Raw genomic sequence first — 16,908 nt, 5'->3', positions numbered from 1 at the left:
CGCGCCAGGATTTTCACTTCGCTCCCAGGAAATCCAGGCTACTCCGATATTGATCGAATCTGGCCGGTCTTTTCACCTTGAACCGGCTCTTTCTGTACACGAGCGATAACATCTCCAGCAGGCCGGCAAGGGGTATCTCGTTGATTGTGGCACCGCGAAGGCTTTCTAAAGAGGTCGGGGGTCTTGCGGATATCGCTTCGAAAAAATCGAGTCCGGAGTAAAGCCCGAGTTCTTCGACCTCCATCAGCCCGAAGGTGTAATCGGCGAGCCCGCACAGAACGCCTTTGCTTCCGCAGGTCTTGAGACCAATTTCTAGAAGCGGCAGAAGTTGTTTGAAGTAAAAGTACATGGGGCTTTCCGTTTTCTTACGCTCTATGTTCAGAATACCGAGCGCCCTGGAAAACGTTTCTTCGTCTATGGACCAGAACAGTCTCGCCAGCAGATCCTCTGTCTCGTAGATGTAGGTATAACTGCCCTGAACGATTCCCAGAGCCATCAGAGTATCGAGGTAGCCTTCGACAAGATATTTCATTGTTATCTCGCGTTCGAACTGCATAGGGCTGCCGAAGTGTCTTTTGGGCCTTATATACAGGGTTTTGTCTTTTTCGAAGGCTCCGGTTATAACTCTAAGTCTGTCTATAAGGCTCTTGGTGCCTATATCGATTATGACCATGTCTATAAAGCCCCTTTTTCTGGCCATGTCTATGGGAATGTTTATATAAACCCCGCCGTCTATGAATTTGCGGCGATCGAACTCCTCTCTTTTGAAAACGGGGTAGTTGGCGCTCGCAAGAATGTAATCGACGAGCATTCCGCGGGGTATCTCGTCTATGTAAAGCATAACCGGTTTCATCTCGCTAAGGGAATATGTGACCAATCCGAAATCGATACCCGATCTTCTGATGCGCTCTTCATCGATCATGGAATGGAGGTATCTCCTCAAGGGAGTTATATCGATTCCTCGGCCATCCATAAGAAGTTTGATACCCATGAAGACCTCTCTGATGCCTGCTTTGGCTTTGGCCATCTGAATTACTGATTCCACTTCAGGAGATATCTCCATCACCGTCGAATAATCTATTTTTTTCCACAGTTCAGCCGCCAACTCGAAGTTATTCATCGCGACCGCCGCGGCGTTTATCGAACCTACCGAGGTACCGTAAACACCGGCTATCTCTATTCCATGGTCCTTGAGGGCTTTCCAGCAGCCTATTTGGTAGCTGCCCCTCGCGCCGCCGCCGGAGAGTATCAGAGCCGTCTTTCCATCGAAACGAAACTCGTCTTTCTCATTGTAATTTTCCTCTATCGGTACTTTCGGCAATCCAGTCACCCCGCTTCAGATAATCCTTTCCTTATATGATGATTCATTCTCCCGCTGGGAATGATAACACGAAAGGACGATCGAAGAGCCAACATTTCCCGCAGGTTGATTTCGCGTTGATGAATATGCTAAACTATTCATAGCGTGACAGAGATGATGAGAAAGTTGCGTCTTTATGGCGTCGGCTTTCTTTTTTTTTGATCTGGTTTTTGATCTCGTGCCTGAATTTTGCCGTCATAATCGCTGTAACTAATTTTGCGTACTTTCGGATAAGAGGGGTGATACACTTGCGGCGTCGTTCCAGGGAGGTTATGACCGGTTGGTTGACGGTAACGCCCGCACTCGTTGTTCAGGTGGTTTTTATCTATCTTCCACTGGCCTGGGCTTTCTACGTATCGTTTCACAGCTGGAACATGATCCGACCGATGAAGTGGGTGGGTCTGGAAAACTACATAAGGATGTTCGAGACTCCGGATTTCTGGAACTCTCTCTGGACAACGGTCCTTTACGTTCTTGGCACAGTCGTTCCTTCGGTTGTTTTAGGCCTCCTTTTAGCCATGTTGTTGAATATCGAGTGGTTGAAGGGAAAGGGAATCTTCAGAACTCTCTTTTATATCCCCGTTGTAACCTCGATGGCCGCGGCTGCCGTCATTTGGGGATGGCTTTATGAACCAAATTTCGGACTGATGAATTATTTTCTCTCGTGGTTCGGCATAAATAACATCAAATGGTTGAGTGATCCCAATTATGCTCTGCTCGCGCTGATAATCGTTGGCGTCTGGAAACGTGTGGGCTACAATATGGTTCTCTTTCTGGCCGGACTTCAGACTATACCAAGGACTTACTACGAAGCAGCAGAGATCGACGGTGCAACCTCCTGGAATAAGTTCAGGAGTATAACTCTTCCGCTCCTCTCACCGACCACGCTGTTCGTTGTTATCATGCAGTTCATCGCCTCTTTCAGGGTCTTCGTTTCCGTATCTGTCATGACGCGTGGCGGACCGGCCAAGAGCACCCAGGTCATAACCTACTACCTGTATGAAAATGCCTTCAAGTATATTAAATTCGGTTACGCCTCGGCCATCGCCGTGTTTATGTTCGCCTTGATGGTAGTTCTCACTCTAATTCAATTCGCGGTCAGCAAAAAGAGGGTGCATTACTCATGAGAAAAAAACCTCATATCGCCCTGAGAACAATAGTGGTACTAATGGTATTGTTCGTCGCGATTGTGATCAATCTACCATTCATATGGATGCTGGTCACTTCTTTCAAAACGGAGGACGCGGCCTTCACAATACCGCCCAGTTTTCTGCCAACGATCTTCGATTTCAGGAATTTCGTGAAGGCCTTTCAGTTAATCCCTCTTAGCCAATACGTTGTCAATACTCTATTCGTTGCTCTTTCGGTGACGTTTTTACAGCTTGTCTTCAACTCGCTCGCCGCTTACGGCCTGGCGAGAATAAGATTCAAAGGTTCGAGCGTTGTCTTCATGGTCTTGATCGGAACGCTTATGGTTCCGCCGGAAGTAACCATGGTTCCTCTCTACGTCATCGTGAAGCAATTCGGTTGGATAAATCAGTACAAAGCTCTGATAGTGCCGTTCATGAGTTCGGCCTTTGGCATCTTCCTGTTGAGGCAGTTCTTCATGGGAATACCAAAAGAACTGGAAGAGGCGGCTATTATCGATGGCGCCAGCAGGATGAAGATCTTTTTGAAGATCATCATTCCGCTGTCGAAACCGGCCCTGTACACGATGTCTCTATACACTTTCCTCGCACATTGGAACGAATACATGTGGCCGCTCATTGTTATAAACGATGCCAAGAAACAGATGATCCAGGTCGGAATTTCGCAGTTCGTTAGTGGATGGGAGACTCAGTGGACTATGAGAATGGCCGCTTCGACGACGGCGGTTTTGCCAGTAATAGTTTTCTTTTTCTTTGTTCAGAGACAGTTTGTCGAAGGAATAAGCATCTCGGGTTTGAAGGAATAACCCAAATTTCGAAAGGGGAGGTTTTTTTATGAGAAAGACTCTGTTAGTGCTTCTTGTACTCGGAGTTGTTGCACTTGTCTTTGCAGCTCCCGTAAAGGTCACTATGTGGTATGCGCAGACGGGCATTTACTCACAGACACTTCTGGACATCGTTGCCGAATTTAACAAACTCCAGGAAGGCAAAATCGAAGTCGAGGCAGTCTACACTGGAAACTATCAGGATACAATGCAGAAACTGCTGGCAGCTCTGGTAGCCGGTGATGTGCCTACACTAGCCCAGATAGAGCAGTCAAGAATCGGTCAGTTTGTTGACGGGGGAGCTTTCCAGGATTTGAACGTCTTTATCAAGAACGATCCGGAATTCGCTGCGACACTCGACGATTTCTGGCCCAGATTCATAGCCGCCAACACCTACGACCAGGGGCTTCTCGGACTTCCATTGAACTGCAGTACGCCCCTTCTGTACATAAACAGGGATCTCTTCAGACAGGCCGGACTCGACCCCGACAATCCTCCGAAAACATGGACCGAAGTCTATGCCGCGTCCAAACAGATCAAGACGTTGGGTCCCGACATTTACGGTTACAGATTTGGTATTGACGACTGGCTTCTGGAAGCCTACATATGGCAATTCGGCGGACAGATCATATCGGAAGATGGCAGAAAAATGTTGATCTACTCTCCCGAGACGGTAAACGCCTGGAACTTCTTCCAGAAAGGTGTAAGAGAGGGAATTTTCATATTCGGAACGACTGGCGGAAATGAGCTCGACCTTTCCGGTAGAATAGCGATGGTCGTCCGTTCTACAGGAAGTCTCGGTTATCTAAAACAGAATGCCAAATTCGATCTCGGTGCAACGATAATGCCGATGCAGGAAAAGCAGGTAGTTCCGATCGGCGGAGCAAACGTTTTCATGTTCTCTTCCAGACCGGCTGCCGAGAAACAGGCCGCCTGGGAATTCCTGAAGTTCCTGACTTCCACCGAAAATTCCATGAAGTGGTCTCTGGCAACTGGATACATGACGAGCAGAATCTCGGCCTTCGAATCGCCCGAGATACAAAAGATCATGACCGACGACCCAAGATTCGCCCTCACATATCAGCAACTTAGAGACAGCGCAGTAAGAAGACCCTGGTATGGTCCCTATCCCGAGGTGCACGCCATGATCACGTCTGCCTGGGAATCGGTGATGTCCGATCCCACAAAAGACGTAGATGCAGTCCTAAAGCAGCTTCACAAGGATGCACAGAGAGTTCTCGACGATTACTATTGATCTTTTTTTCAGCGATGACAGGGGCAGCCGGAGACTGCCCCTGTTTTTTGAGAGGTGTTTGAAATGAAAAGAGTGTTTGTGGCATTGTTCATATCGATCTCTCTGATCGTTTACGGTGCGGTCTTTTTTGGAAACATTCACGCTCATACATCTTACTCAGATGGTCGTGGGACGCCAGATCAGGCTTTCAGGTACACCAGGGATTCTGGTGTGGTAGATATACAGGCAATAACCGAGCACTGTCACGATCTGGTATATCCCCTTCCCGACGGCTCTATGAAGCTGGACGTCATCCGTAACCTGGCAAGAGAGTACACGCAGGAGGGGAAGTTCATAGCGATTTCGGGTTACGAGTGGACTCTTACAAGTCGTGGACACATCACGATCTACAACACCGATGATTTCCTTGACAGGAGCAGTTCGGACCTCCTGGACATATACGCCTGGATAGTCGAGAAAAAGGCTACGGCCCAGTTCTGCCATCCGGGACGGACCTACGGAGATTTCTTCGATTTTTTGTACTTTCCAGAAGTGGATCTCTATATTAATACTATCGAAGTGGGCAATGGTGCGGGAAAATCGAACAACGTGATCAAGCCTGAATACCTGGAACGTTACCAGAGAGCTCTGAACAGGGGTTGGCACGTCGGTGCCTCGGCCAATCAGGACAATCACTACGAGAACTGGGCGACGGCCAACGACGCGAGAACGGTCTTCGTGATCGACGAGCTTACCACTCAGAAGGTTTACGAGGCACTGAAAACGAGAAATATCTACGCCAGCGAAGACAGAAACGCCTTCATATCTTTCTCGGCAGGACAGTCCAAAATGGGCGATATTCTCTACGATCAACCGACAGCAACTTTGAAGATCGAATACAGCGATCCCGGCGATCCGGTAGCTTCGGTCTGGCTTTACAGTAACGAAGGACCGTTGGTACTGGATGTCGAGGGCGATTCCTGGACAATCGATGTCGATGTCGAAAATCCGTTCTCTTACAACTGGTACTTCGTTAAGATAGACCAAAAGGATGGGAACGAGATAGTCTCTTCTCCGATCTGGTTCCAAAGTAGCAGTGAGAAATATATACTGAATGCCAGATCAGTCGATGCCAGACCGGTTTTCGGACTGCCTTTCGAGATAGCTTTCGATCTAATAAACTCCAGAAAGAGTGAAGAGAGACTTAATGTGACTATAATGGGTGAGTGCGGTACTGTTATGGAAAAAGAGTACGTACTTCCGCCAATGAGTTGTGTCGAGATAAGGGAGACTCTAGACTGCACTTCCCAGGATCTTGTCTTTTGCATTGACGGCGAATCCGCATTCAGGTTGAAGATCGATTTCACCAGGTTCGTTGCTCATCTCGACACTTCTCACGAGAATTACTATGTGTCCGAGCTGCAGTACCTAACGGAGCTTTTGAGCAATCTCGGCGGCGATGTGAGGCCCGTGATAGGCGAGCTGACGGAAGCGACAATGAACAGAGGCCAGGTGTTGATTCTTCCGCTACCCGATCAGGACACTTTTATGAAGGACTTCATGGCCATTTCGGAAAAGCAGATCGCCTTCATCAAGAATTATGTGGAAAGTGGTGGTCTGCTGATTGTTGTCCTAGCCAGAAAGGCGATCACGCACGATTCGCTGAGTACTTACGAAAGGCTTTTTGAGGAACTGTCCTGGGGTGTCTCTCTCGAAGATGGTGGTCTCTCTTTCGAAGGACCTTCGGGAGGCATAGCGTCCGGAGTTAGCGGTGGCCTGGTTTTAAAGTGGAATCAGGCCATCGGCAAAGAGCCGCTGGACGAAGAAATCGTACAATTCATAAAATCCAGACTGAATATCGATTGAGGTTGTATCTATGTCGAAAATAGAGAGTTTCACAACAGGATTAGACGGTAACAGGATCTTCGGTATCTTCGAACTCCCCGAAGGCGGCGACAGTTTTCCCGTGGTGGTAATGCTTCACGGTTTCACCGGAGAGCACATCGTCTCGACCTTCAAATACCCGCGGTTATCGAGAAAACTCGTGAAAAGGGGTATAGCGACCGTGAGATTCGATTTCCGGGGTTCGGGAGACAGCGAGGGCGAGTTCTGCGATATGTCTCCCCTTACTGAACTCCGGGATGCTCTAGAAATAGTGTCTCTTGTGAGAGAGAAGAGCTGGTTCAATGGAAAGCTGGCGCTTATAGGATACAGCATGGGCGGAATGGTCGCCTCTCTGCTCGCCGGAAGGGAGAGAGAGTTCGATGCCGTGCTTCTATGGTCGCCCGTCATAATGAACGGCGAGTTCTTCTCAAGAGAAGAGTACAGCTTTTCCAGAGACGAAAAGTACAAAGATATTCTGGGTCTAAAGTTAGGCCCCGGTTTTCAAAGGGATGGACTCAGCGTTGATGCCTCCGCGGAACTGGAGAATTACCACGGCCCTCTAATGATTATCCACGGGTCGGAGGACGAGTCGGTACCTTATGAACCGGTCATGCGCTACGCTAGAGAGAGAGGCGTTGAGTTCCACGCAGTAAAGGGGGCCAACCACAAGTACCAGAGGCTCGACTGGATAGAAGAGCTATTCGAAGTGTCGGAAAGGTTTCTCTGTGATCAATTACTTTAGCGGGTGGCCGACCACCCGCTTTTCTACCATTATATCTCTCATGGTTAACAAGGCCTTATCTATCAGCTGTTCGCCGGTTTCAAACCAGAATTCATCGCCGGAAACGCCTGTCACGACCAGTCGCTGTCTGGATAATGCCGCCAGTTTTTCGATCAGTCCGTGTCTGTGAAGGCCAGTTTCCTCGATGATCGATTCTATGTTCATCCGGCGGTTCATGAGGACTCTCAAAAGTTTCATAGAACCATCCATGGAAAGCGTTCTGGCTATTTCGAGAGCGTTCGGGACTGCCAAAAGTACGTTCCTCTTCTTAATCATCTCTTCGCCTACAATCGAGATCACAGAGTTCCTTTCGGGTAGGCTGGCGGTGATAACGGAACCTCCCAGAAACCATGAAGAAAAAATATAAAAGTCCGGCTCATCGCTTTCTTTCGTTGTTTCAATGTCCAGCAGTTCCCTCAGGAAGGGCAGGCCATAGAGAGAGAAGTTGCCATCGAATAGCTCTCGGAAGGTCCGGGAGCTTTGCCGCAAGATTTCTCTCAGCTCGTCGTCGAAGAGTTTCCGGCAAAAGAAATGCAGAAGTCCCGTGAAACTTTCCTTCGCCCTGCTCTGGTCTCTGAGGATTTCGATGGCCGAATACCTGCCGGAATTGCTGAGCTCCAGGTTCGAAAAAACGTATTTAAGGGCTTCTCGCTCGTCGAGTTCCAGTCTTCTGAAGGCGTGATCTCTCGCCTCGCCGTCTTCGCAGTATTGCGGGCTGAAAAACTTTGCCATCAAACTCTGCGGCGAGAGATCTTCCAGCCACTCCATAAAAGCTTCGCAGGAGTCGATCCCTTCGAAGCAAACATAAGGAAGCGTCCTCAAACCGAAGAAACTATCCCAGCTGAAAAAAACCTCTATCATTTCGAAGAGCTCCACGGGGATAGCGACTCTGGATTTTACCACCCATCGTGCAAGACTGTCGGCGGCGATTGCATCTCGATCGATCATTCTCTCATGGTTATTGAGCCGAAAAAGTGCAGTGAGAACAGAGACAGCCTCGTTGTTAAAAACCTTTACATCAGCCATCGACAGCCTCTCCGAAGATCTCATTAACGGAATCTCCAACGGTTCTAATCAAAAAGTTTTTATTCAGGTTGAACAGTCTTCTATCTCCTTCTACACTGTCTTCAATAACTCCGTACCTCATCAACACGCTCAGGTAGTCGGTTACCTCGACGTTGGTAAGTTTTGTGGAAAGGGCTATTTCTGTTACTCCCATGGGACCTTGAGAGAGTCTTTTAAGAATTCGCAGGTTCACATCGTTTGCAAGGATGGTGAAGAGATCTACTCCCGAGGCCATTTTATCGACCGGAGGGGTTATCCTTTCAGGGTATCTGTATCCCACGACGTATATATCCTCTCTTCTGTAGGGTATTGAGCCCTTCAACAGAATGATTTCGTAGAAGAAGGAGACAGCTATAGTGATGGATCCGGTTGCAGGGACACCACTCCTGACTGAACTCCCTGTGAGCCACTGAACGTAGTTTTTTCCGTACTTCTCGAAAAAACCGTACAGCTTCGATCGTTGTTCTTCGACCTCACGGACCGGGTCGAAGGGCAGATCTTCGTAGATCCTTTCGTTGTACCATAGAAGAAGGTGTATCAACTCTTTTCTTGCTGCTGATGGATTGTTGCAGAGTTTCAAGAGATCGGCCTTCTGTTTCGTCGGCATAGCCATGTTTTTCGATATGTACTCTATCAATTCTCGCTCGTTGTTGCTGGCCGATATCGGCTTCAAAAGATCGGCCTCTTCGGAGAATCCGTGGCCGGAACAGAGAAAGTTCACTATCAAGTCTTTGTCGGACATCGTTGAAAGGTATGAAAGTAGAGACTCCGGTTCCATCAACTTCTTAGTCGCTATATGGTTGGTCAGGAAAAGTGCGAAAAAAGACTCTCTGTCGAAAAAAATCCCCAATTTTTCCCTGATTCCATCGGGAAGAGCTTTTCTTGTCTTTTCGACCCACTTCAGGATTCTCTCGTTCGGTTCTATTTCGAGATTGGCAGGCAATCTTTTGAATCTTTCCATTATCAACTCGTTGTTCTGGAGTCTGAAAAGAGAGGAAAGAAAGTCATAGTTACTTGAATCACAGAAATTCACACCTTCGGGCAACACAAAAATACCTCCATTCCAGGAAGTCGATTCAGTATATTATACATTAGTCAAAGACTATTCATAGATATCTGAGTCGAAGAGATTTCAGGACCACCTGAGCAAATAAGTTCTCGTGCTCTTTCTCTCGAGCGTAACCCCGCTCTTGATGGCACGTGCCATCAGATAAACGTGGGAAAGAACTACACCCAGATCTATCGAAATCACTTCTTCGTAAATGACCGGCAGTTTCTTCCAGCCGTGAATGGCTATCTCTCTTTCGTCAAGAATTTCAAAGGTCCATGGTTGACGGTTGAACGAAGAGGGGGCAAGTCTTCCCGAAAGGAGTATTTCCCGCATATCAGGATCCAGCAGTTCCGTTCTGCCCATTATCAGTTCTTCGAGTGGTTTTCGATTTGAATTCCGGTAAAGTTTCCGTGCCGCCCTTTCTACATTCACGATCTCATTCTTCTCGGGATAACCGAGAATGATCATGGAAAGGTAATTGGGTAGTCTTGCCCAGCTTGTGCTGAAGCCTTTGAGCGTGAGATTCAAAACTATCTGTTCACCTTCGAAGCCGTACTCCACAAGCTTCTCGGTCGAAAAGTCGTTCATCTTTGCCAGAACTATTCCGGAGGCTATGGGAAAGTTTTGCGAATAGTACCACTGGAGAGGTCCGGAGCGCTCAAGATGCTCTAATCCTTTAAGAGAATCTCTCACAGATGCTTCTTCATGTTCCTTAAGCCGCCTGTTTTCGAATTTCCTCTGCGTAATCCTGAGTTCTATCGCTCTGGCGATTTCCTGTCTATCGTACATAAAATCACTCCTTTACTGTATTCTACATAATGTGGATAATAAAACTCAAGATTATTCAGTTCCAAATACATATCAATTATGTTGATTCCTGGGATGTTTCCTTCAGGCAATAGGTGTAGAATCTCTTTTTATTGTTGCTGTCTAGCTTCACCTTTAGGCCGTGCATCTCGTTTTCGAACCCTGGGAACCTGTTGTCGAAATCCTCCGAAAAGTTTAGATATTCGATGATCCTCTTGGTTTCGGGCGTGTACCTCTCGCCGGGCATGATCACCGGTATGCCGGGAGGGTATGGAACAACCATGACAGCGGAAATCCTGTTCTGAAGTTCCCTTATCCTCACCAGTTCGGTGTTGCCGTTTACCAATTCATAGTAAGCTTTTGCCGGAAGCATTACCTGTTCGGGAGCCTGCGAATAGACGTCTTTCAAAACTCTAGCGATTCTGGCCTTTCGGAGGTACTCGTGCATCTGTTCAGATAACTCCTGGAGAGTCATTTTGCCGTATTTTTTCGGATGTTTCTTGACTATATCCGGAAAAATATCGTCAAGCGGGGCATTTTCGTCGAACAGCTTCTTGAACGTGAAAAGCTCCGCCAGCAGCGTACCGGACTTTCCTTTAGTGAGACCCAGCGAAAAGAGTATAAGGAATGAATAGTGTCCGGATTTCTCGACCACTATACCGCGGTCTCTGAGAAAGGTAGTCACTATGGTGGCAGGTATCCCCCAATTCCTCATTCTGCCCTGTTTGGTTATCCCCGGCGTCATTACGGTCACTTTGATGGGGTCGAGGAGTATATAATCGCTTTCCAACTTCCCGAAACCGTGCCAGTCCGCATTTCCCTTCAAGCACCAGTATTCGGGATGCTCCTTGAGGAGTTGTTCGTCGATATCTTCTATATCTTCTCTTTTCCTTTCGCCCTTTTCGTTCTCCATGGTGATCTGCGCTGGCTGCCAGATCTCGAACCACCATCTTCTCTTGCGATCGACCTCTTTATCCTCTATTTCTTCGCTCAAGTGTTTCATCTTCTTCCTGAAGATTATCGCTTCCTGTATCGTTTCGTCGATGAGGAATCTACCGGAGTTTCCGGCCATCATCTTCGAGGAAACATCGAGCGAAGCGATTATAGCGTACTGGGGCGAGGTCGACATATGCATCATGTAAGCCTCGTTGAATCTTCCGTGATCTATTTTCTTCTTCCCATCTTTAACATGGATCATTGAACCCTGGGAAAAAGCGGCTAGCAGTTTGTGCGTTGAGTGAGTCGTGAAAACGGTCGGAGCCTTCTCTCGATCTATTTCAGGAGACATCCCGTATCTGCCCACGTACATCGGATGAAAATTGGCATACGCGTACCAGGCCTCGTCGAAGAGAACGTAATCTACAACACCCTCGAGTCTGTCGATTATCTTCCTGGTGTTGTAACAGAGCCCGTCGTACGTCGAATTCGTCACGACTGCCAGCTTGATTCTGAAGTTTTCTTTGTCGCTAACCAGAGAACTGGAATTGATTTTCTTTTTTATCTCGGCCCAGTCGAACTCCTCTTCATGAATGGGACCGATAATACCGAGAGAGTTTCTGCTAGGAGTAAGGTATATCGGAATCGCACCTGTCATTATAATCGAATGCATTATCGATTTATGACAGTTCCTGTCAATGAGAACGATGTCGCCAGGGGTAACGCAGGAATGAAAGACGATCTTGTTGGATGTGGACGTTCCGTTAGTGACAAAGTACGTCTCGTCGGCTCCAAAGATCTTGGCCGCGAACTTTTCAGCCGCACCTATGGCTTCGGTGTGCTCGAGAAGAGAGCCGAGCTCAGGGACAGATACGGAGAGATCGCTGCGAAAAACGTTCTCTCCGAAAAACCTGTGAAAGAGCTTCCCGGTGGGAGATTTCAGAAAGGCTTCGCCACCGCTGTGTCCGGGAGTGTGCCATGAGTACTTGAACTCATCCACGTAATGAATCAGCTCTTTGAGAAAGGGCGGCAGTAGTTCTTCCATGTATCTCTCGATAGCCTCTTCGATACGGCCGGCTATGAAGGATGGGCTGTCTTCTAGTTTCCACACGTAACCGTCTATCTGACTGACTATCTCGAGCGGAATTTCTTTGACCCTGAGTTTTTCGGTCATCAGAAAGAGCGGTATAAGGGCGTTTTTGCCCCTGATTATCTCTATTATCTCTCCCGGACCGAGAAACTCTTCGTCGGATCTTATCACGAGATCCCAGTCGAGCAGGATGCAGCTTATATTGGAGTGAGACATGAATTCGATTTTGCAGTCATAACCCGAATACGATTCTATGACGGACAGGCCCCTTTTTTGGAGCTCTTTGATTATCTCTCGAGTTGCCCTTCCACCAGTGTTTTCCGAGCGCAGATCATCGTCAACTACCAGAATAGAAAAATCCTTGAACCACTCCATCTCCGCTCCCCCCAATCATGCCTTTCTGTAGGCTACAAACGATCCTTTTGGAACATTTAGAAAACTGCCTATAACCTCGCACTTGGCCATCAAAAGGAAGAAGATCTCCCTTTTAGCAGAGCTCAATCCTTCCAGATTTCCCTGTCCCTTAGAGATTACCACGTCGGCACCGGTATATATATCCTCGAACTCGTCATTCATTCTATCTTCCTGCATACCGGGGGCGTCTGCCCCAGAATCGATAAGATTAGCTACGCTGTCCAGGCCGACTTCGAGCGCTTCCCTAATAGTGACGTCATTTAGAGTCGGTTCGCCGCGCACTGCGAAATATGTTTCCGGAACTTCTGCTATCTCCATCAGGAGTTTATCGAGGACCACTTCGCCACAGTTATCACCCACAATCAACATACTTTTCGCTTTTTTGATTCTTCTGGAGAGCTCTTCGAGATCGTCGATCGCGAAGGGAATGGAGAGAGCCTGCCTCATGGTTGCGTCTATGTCGATTCTGTGGCCCGGGGCGAAATCTATGATATTACCTGCCACCGATAGCTTCAGAGCTCCGATCAAAGGATCGTCGAGCGCACGGAGTTTCTCCTTTAGCACGTCATAGACTTCAAGGAGGAGATCATTAGCCGCTTTTTTGACCTCCCTGAAGGCATCGATCTCGCCCAAGACTACTTTGAGAGCCTTCCCCACTTTGCGTCCAATTTCAATCGGAGTCTCGTTCTCCAGATCCATCTCTGCCATATCTTTCAAGAACAGTCTAGCAGCTGAGAGCTGATCTTCTCGCTTGACGCCGTTTTGTGAAAGTATTCTCACCAGCGCGCTCATATTGCATGGTATACATCTCGGATCTATTTTCATCCCATCACCTCGACGGAATTATACATGCCGGATGCGAATAGACGATTAAGATGATCGAAAGAGCGGGGCACCGGAGGAGAGATGGAGAGATAAGAGGCGAGAGGGCGAGATGAACAAGATGCGAGACGCGAAAATCAGGTATAGACATCAGGAGACTGGCAGCTTTTATTTTCGCTCTCTCTTTCGTTAGTGAAGGGAACTTTCGACACCCTTTCCCAACTCTTATCAACAATCTGCAACGTACGACTCATAATCCTCACAGTGAGTCCTGAAATCGACGGTTTTTCAGTCTATAATAAGAGTATCTATGAGGTTTGTCCTTTCTTATCTGTGAGGCATTCCATTCAGCGAGATTTGTTAGACCGCCAAAGAGGAGGCGAAGGGCATGAAGTCAATAGTAATCTACTTTTCTTTCGATGAAAGTACCAGGACGCTGGCTGAGGCGATGGCGTCCTCAATCGGCGCTGATTTGTTGAGGCTGGTGCCTACCGGTGAGTTCGCCCGCACTTATTACCATCATGCAGAGAATCCCGAACAGATAGAATCGGCACCCGGATACAATCCTGAAAGGGAGCATGTTTGGGGTAGCGAATCGGTTGCTATGAATAACAAACCTGAACTCGAGCCATTCAATTTTGATCCCGATCTTTATGAAATGATAATCATCGGTACGCCTGTATGGGCTCTCACTTATGCGCCGCCATTCAACACATTTTTCGAGAAGACGAACATTAAAGGTAAAAGGATTGCCCTCTTCTGCACGCATCAGGGAATTATTGGCGCTGCGCTGGAGAATCTGAAGAAAGCTCTAAAGGGAAACGAGATCGTTCAGGAGATCGATTTCGAATCGCCCGCCTCGAGAATGGACGAGTATGTTGAGACTTCAAGAGAGTGGGCCCGCGAACTGCTCGATCTCTGAATCGATATGCGGAAAGACAGGCGCAGCTAGAAGTGAGTTTCCGGCTTTATCTTTATATTGACCGGTTGATAGATAGATCAATACTTACAGTTTATCGGGTGGTGAATTCAATTGAAAGTACTTCTTACAAACGACGATGGCATAGAAGCCGCGGGGATTCGGCTTCTCGCCAGAAGGCTCGCGCTAAATCACGATGTCACGGTTGTGGCTCCGGAAGGTAACCGGAGCGGCGTGAGTCACTCGATTACATGGCTGACTCCCGTGAGGATACGGGAAAAGGCTACCGTGGAAGGTGTCAATTCCTTCTGTACGAGCGGCACGCCGGCAGACTGCGTGGTGGCTGCCTCAACTCTCTTCGGCGATAACGTTTTCGATATAGTGGTGAGTGGAATTAACCACGGGCAAAACCTGGGTGTGGACATAAGATATTCGGGTACCATATCGGCGGCGCTCGAAGCTAGAACTCTTGGTATTCCGGCGATCGCCGTTTCAGTGGTGTCCGATGAGAATCCTGATTTCTTGGCAGCACTGGATTTCGTCGATAAATTCATACTTTATTACGACTGGAGAAAACTACCAAGGTACACCGTTCTGAACGTAAACGTACCCTCACTTCCGCGCCAGAATATTCGTGGTATAGCTCGTACTAGACCTGGCGGGCTAGTGAAAAGGCGCTGGTTCGAAAAGAATACGAATGAATGGGGCGAGCCAGTTTACTGGATGAGAAGAGAGATAATCTACGAGCTGGAAGAGTCCGATCTGGATTTCAAGTGCATTAAGGCTGGCTTCATCTCCGTCAGTCCCATAGATTTCTTCCAGAGCTGTGATGAGATATACGTTGAAGATCTTGAAAGCGATCTGCGTTCCTTTAACGAGATCTGGCTCGATCGATTCGATCGCAATGCGCGGGAATTTTCTAGTGAGAGACGTTTGAAGGATACAGTATAAGAAAACGCCTATGGACAGGGGTAACCGTTCTGCTGAATAATACAGATTGTTAATTATTTCACATATTTTTATTCAATGTTTTCATTGTGGGCAAACAAAATTCTGGCAATCTGCTATAATTCAGTTGAACGGGTGATAAGATGTCGGAGGTTCTATACAGAAAGTACAGGCCAAAAAACTTCAGTGAGCTGGTTGGTCAGGATCAAGTGAAAGAGGTCCTGATTAAGTCTTTTGAAAAGAGTTCCATCTCGCATGCTTATATTTTCTCGGGTTCGAGAGGGACGGGAAAGACCACAACTGCCCGTATCTTCGCCAAAATGCTCAACTGCCTCTCCGAATCGAATGAAAAACCCTGTGGCATATGTCAATCCTGTCGGGCCATAGATACATCGTCGCACCTGGATGTCGTCGAGCTCGATGCTGCGTCGTACCGGGGAATCGACGAGATCCGAAAGATAAGAGACTCAGCCGCTTATAGGCCGGTTATGGGACGCTACAAGATCTACATAATAGATGAGTTCCACATGCTTACCCGCGAAGCCTTCAATGCTTTATTGAAAACACTCGAGGAGCCTCCCGAAAGAGTAGTCTTCATTCTGGCCACTACGAATATCGAGAAGGTCCCCGAGACTATACTCTCAAGGTGTCAGGTATTCACCTTCAAGACTTTAAGCGAAGAAGAGATCGTAATTTATCTTGAAAGAATAGCGACCTCTGAATCCTTCTCCTTTTCAGAAGACGGTCTGACGAGGATAGCCCGTGCCGCGCGTGGTGGCATGAGAGACGCGGTTAACCTCATGGAGAGGGTTTTGGCCTTCACCGGCTCGCTGGACGATCAATCGGTGAGATTGACGCTCGGAATACTCCCGAACGAACTTATCACCAGCTTTCTGGAAGCCTTTTCGGGGGCAGATCCAAATCGATTGCTTAAAGTTTCCAAAGAGGTACTCGACGAGGGGTTTTCGTACGAATCTCTGCTTGAACAATCGATAGAATTTGTTAAGGAAGAATACGTTAAAGACATGAGGTTGGGCGCCCTGCAGATGATTTCGGGCCTCTGGGAAATACTCAAGGAGATGAAATACGCCGAAGATAAAAAGGCAGTCTTCGAAGTGATGACCATATTGAAGAGTTCTGAGCTGGCCGGTATAAATAAAACCACTGGAGTCGTCTCGAAAAAAGGTGGGCTTGAGGGCACGGCCGTTGCGAAGAATGACGTACAGACCAAAGTCGAGGTCCCGCCTCTTTCGACAGGAGGAGACGATATCTCGCGCGGTCCGGTTGAAAAACTCCTTGATCATCTCTACGAAAAAGATTTCACTTTGCTTTGGGTGCTCCTCGGTCTTTCGAGGATAACTCTATCGGAAGACGGAGGATCGCTCATTGTGGATAGCGACGAGGATTTTGTTTCGCACCTTATAGAAGAGAAACTCGACATGATCAACAGCATCTCTACGGAGGTCGTGGGGAAGTCTGTCTCTCTCTCCAGAGACAAAAGCCCAAAAGCCTTCGAAAAGCTTGATAAAGACCAAAGGGCCTACGTCAAGAACTTCATGGATGTGCTCGGTTTAAACGTTAACGGTGCACCTGGAGAATTCAAGATTGAAATAGAGGAGGACTGA

Annotated in this window: 14 protein-coding genes; 8 read left to right on the top strand and 6 right to left on the bottom strand. The window is 47.8% G+C overall.

Annotated features, from left to right (window positions below; all coding sequences use genetic code 11):
* Positions 1 to 13: 13 nt before the first annotated feature.
* Positions 14 to 1,321: a patatin-like phospholipase family protein gene (locus tag MESINF_RS12275; RefSeq protein ID WP_169700239.1), complete on the bottom strand. Its 1,308-nt coding sequence runs from the start codon at positions 1,319 to 1,321 to the stop codon at positions 14 to 16.
* A gap of 311 nt (positions 1,322 to 1,632) precedes the next feature.
* Here MESINF_RS12275 and MESINF_RS12270 point away from each other — a divergent pair, with 311 nt between their 5' ends.
* The 5 genes from MESINF_RS12270 (at position 1,633) to MESINF_RS12250 (ending at position 7,192) form a co-directional block, all read left to right on the top strand.
* Positions 1,633 to 2,487 carry a carbohydrate ABC transporter permease gene (locus MESINF_RS12270; protein ID WP_197712681.1) on the top strand — a complete coding sequence of 285 codons (855 nt, stop codon included), beginning with the start codon at positions 1,633 to 1,635 and terminating at the stop codon, positions 2,485 to 2,487.
* Positions 2,484 to 3,314: a carbohydrate ABC transporter permease gene (locus MESINF_RS12265; protein ID WP_169700235.1), complete on the top strand. Its 831-nt coding sequence runs from the start codon at positions 2,484 to 2,486 to the stop codon at positions 3,312 to 3,314. Before MESINF_RS12270 ends, MESINF_RS12265 begins: the two co-directional genes overlap by 4 nt.
* 28 nt (positions 3,315 to 3,342) lie before the next feature.
* The gene (locus MESINF_RS12260; protein ID WP_169700234.1) at positions 3,343 to 4,587 is read left to right on the top strand and encodes an ABC transporter substrate-binding protein; all 1,245 of its coding nucleotides are present in this window, start codon (positions 3,343 to 3,345) and stop codon (positions 4,585 to 4,587) included.
* A 63-nt stretch (positions 4,588 to 4,650) separates the two neighbouring features.
* Positions 4,651 to 6,432: a CehA/McbA family metallohydrolase gene (locus MESINF_RS12255; protein ID WP_169700233.1), complete on the top strand. Its 1,782-nt coding sequence runs from the start codon at positions 4,651 to 4,653 to the stop codon at positions 6,430 to 6,432.
* 10 nt (positions 6,433 to 6,442) lie between these two features.
* Entirely contained in the window at positions 6,443 to 7,192 is a 750-nt protein-coding gene (locus tag MESINF_RS12250) for an alpha/beta hydrolase family protein (protein WP_169700232.1), read from the top strand.
* Here MESINF_RS12250 and MESINF_RS12245 read toward each other — a convergent pair.
* The 5 genes from MESINF_RS12245 to MESINF_RS12225 form a co-directional block, all read right to left on the bottom strand.
* The gene (locus MESINF_RS12245) at positions 7,184 to 8,257 is read right to left on the bottom strand and encodes a hypothetical protein (RefSeq protein ID WP_169700231.1); all 1,074 of its coding nucleotides are present in this window, start codon (positions 8,255 to 8,257) and stop codon (positions 7,184 to 7,186) included. The two genes, MESINF_RS12250 and MESINF_RS12245, sit on opposite strands and share 9 nt — an antisense overlap.
* A complete protein-coding gene (locus MESINF_RS12240) occupies positions 8,250 to 9,344 on the bottom strand; it encodes a winged helix-turn-helix domain-containing protein (RefSeq protein ID WP_169700230.1) in 1,095 nt (364 codons plus the stop codon). Before MESINF_RS12240 ends, MESINF_RS12245 begins: the two co-directional genes overlap by 8 nt.
* An 84-nt stretch (positions 9,345 to 9,428) precedes the next feature.
* Complete coding sequence (locus tag MESINF_RS12235; RefSeq protein WP_169700229.1) at positions 9,429 to 10,136, bottom strand: nitroreductase family protein; 708 nt, start codon at positions 10,134 to 10,136, stop codon at positions 9,429 to 9,431.
* Positions 10,137 to 10,212: 76 nt separating this feature from the next.
* The gene (locus MESINF_RS12230) at positions 10,213 to 12,555 is read right to left on the bottom strand and encodes an Orn/Lys/Arg family decarboxylase (RefSeq protein ID WP_169700228.1); all 2,343 of its coding nucleotides are present in this window, start codon (positions 12,553 to 12,555) and stop codon (positions 10,213 to 10,215) included.
* A gap of 15 nt (positions 12,556 to 12,570) precedes the next feature.
* Positions 12,571 to 13,419: a damage-control phosphatase ARMT1 family protein gene (locus MESINF_RS12225; protein ID WP_169700227.1), complete on the bottom strand. Its 849-nt coding sequence runs from the start codon at positions 13,417 to 13,419 to the stop codon at positions 12,571 to 12,573.
* A 385-nt stretch (positions 13,420 to 13,804) separates the two neighbouring features.
* Between MESINF_RS12225 and MESINF_RS12220 the strand changes: the two genes are divergently transcribed.
* From MESINF_RS12220 to dnaX, 3 genes are all read left to right on the top strand, one after another.
* On the top strand, positions 13,805 to 14,338 hold the full coding sequence (locus tag MESINF_RS12220) for a flavodoxin family protein (protein ID WP_169700225.1): 534 nt from the start codon (positions 13,805 to 13,807) through the stop codon (positions 14,336 to 14,338).
* A gap of 111 nt (positions 14,339 to 14,449) precedes the next feature.
* A complete protein-coding gene (gene surE, locus MESINF_RS12215; protein ID WP_169700223.1) occupies positions 14,450 to 15,286 on the top strand; it encodes a 5'/3'-nucleotidase SurE in 837 nt (278 codons plus the stop codon).
* A 140-nt stretch (positions 15,287 to 15,426) separates the two neighbouring features.
* Positions 15,427 to 16,908 carry a DNA polymerase III subunit gamma/tau gene (gene dnaX, locus MESINF_RS12210; RefSeq protein WP_169700221.1) on the top strand — a complete coding sequence of 494 codons (1,482 nt, stop codon included), beginning with the start codon at positions 15,427 to 15,429 and terminating at the stop codon, positions 16,906 to 16,908.

The organism is Mesotoga infera, from assembly GCF_900157305.1.
Classification (GTDB): domain Bacteria; phylum Thermotogota; class Thermotogae; order Petrotogales; family Kosmotogaceae; genus Mesotoga; species Mesotoga infera.
This window is presented reverse-complemented; position numbering and strand designations above follow the sequence as displayed.

Bases quoted from the DNA above. Each gene is read 5' to 3' on its own strand.
- MESINF_RS12270 (WP_197712681.1), top strand. From the start codon at position 1,633: ATGACCGGTTGGTTGACGGTAACGCCCGCACTCGTTGTTCAGGTGGTT.
- MESINF_RS12265 (WP_169700235.1), top strand. From the start codon at position 2,484: ATGAGAAAAAAACCTCATATCGCCCTGAGAACAATAGTGGTACTAATG.
- MESINF_RS12260 (WP_169700234.1), top strand. From the start codon at position 3,343: ATGAGAAAGACTCTGTTAGTGCTTCTTGTACTCGGAGTTGTTGCACTT.
- MESINF_RS12255 (WP_169700233.1), top strand. From the start codon at position 4,651: ATGAAAAGAGTGTTTGTGGCATTGTTCATATCGATCTCTCTGATCGTT.
- MESINF_RS12250 (WP_169700232.1), top strand. From the start codon at position 6,443: ATGTCGAAAATAGAGAGTTTCACAACAGGATTAGACGGTAACAGGATC.
- MESINF_RS12245 (WP_169700231.1), bottom strand. From the start codon at position 8,257: ATGGCTGATGTAAAGGTTTTTAACAACGAGGCTGTCTCTGTTCTCACT.
- MESINF_RS12235 (WP_169700229.1), bottom strand. From the start codon at position 10,136: ATGTACGATAGACAGGAAATCGCCAGAGCGATAGAACTCAGGATTACG.
- MESINF_RS12230 (WP_169700228.1), bottom strand. From the start codon at position 12,555: ATGGAGTGGTTCAAGGATTTTTCTATTCTGGTAGTTGACGATGATCTG.
- MESINF_RS12225 (WP_169700227.1), bottom strand. From the start codon at position 13,419: ATGAAAATAGATCCGAGATGTATACCATGCAATATGAGCGCGCTGGTG.
- MESINF_RS12220 (WP_169700225.1), top strand. From the start codon at position 13,805: ATGAAGTCAATAGTAATCTACTTTTCTTTCGATGAAAGTACCAGGACG.
- dnaX (WP_169700221.1), top strand. From the start codon at position 15,427: ATGTCGGAGGTTCTATACAGAAAGTACAGGCCAAAAAACTTCAGTGAG.